Source organism: Pseudomonas sp. P5_B2 (genome assembly GCF_056400445.1).
The window spans coordinates 1-749 of sequence record NZ_JBFULH010001294.1; the positions used below are offsets into that span (position 1 = coordinate 1).

A 749-nucleotide genomic window follows, 5' to 3' on the forward strand; every position below is an offset into this window, starting at 1 on the left:
GCTCGGTCGCGATGATTTTTTTTGGTTTTACCCAATGCCCAGCCGTCTGCCCTATCACACTGTCCAAAGCCGCAAAAATCAAAAAACTTTTAGGTCCTGATGGCGACCGACTGAAGGTCGTCTTTATTACGTTAGATCCGGAGCGCGATACGCCAGCCGTCCTGGACGCCTATGTAAAAACTTTCGATCCAACGTTTGAGGCACTGTATGGAAGCCTCGAAGCCACGGCGGCAACAGCTGCAGAATTTGGCGTTATCTATGAAAAAGTCCCCCTCGGCGAGACCTACACCATTTCTCACACCGCAATGAGCTATGTCTACGACTCCAAGGGGACGCTGTGTCTTGGGTTGAGTCAGTCGCTCACGGAACAGGAATGCGCGGAAGATCTACTCACTGTCATGAAGGTCAGCTAATGAAATCTCAATCCTACAAAAAAACGCTCATCAAGCCTCTGGGGCAAATCGCGCTACTTTTTTCTCTGCTGGGAATGGCCTGGCAAGCGAGCGCTCAGACCAAAATTGAAGACGCATGGATTCGGGCAACCGTGCCTGGGCAGCAATCAACTGGCGCGTTCTTGAAGGTGACGTCCAGTACGGACAGTAAACTGGTTAACGTTCAATCCCCGGCTGCAAAAATGGTCCAGATTCACCGAACGACCATGCAAAACGAAGTGATGCACATGGACCCCGTTGATTCGGTCGCGTTACCTGCTGGTAAAACCATCGTCTTTGACCCAAGCGGCTACCACG

General features: G+C 51.4%; 2 protein-coding genes. Both read left to right on the plus strand.

The window, feature by feature from the left end:
• Positions 1-413, plus strand: a 413-nt coding sequence (locus AC1DRJ_RS30830) for an SCO family protein (RefSeq protein ID WP_477805440.1), incomplete at its 5' end; no start/stop codon positions are given.
• A partial coding sequence (locus AC1DRJ_RS30835) for a copper chaperone PCu(A)C (RefSeq protein ID WP_477805441.1) occupies positions 413-749 on the plus strand: 337 nt, incomplete at its 3' end. The genes AC1DRJ_RS30830 and AC1DRJ_RS30835, both read left to right, overlap by 1 nt.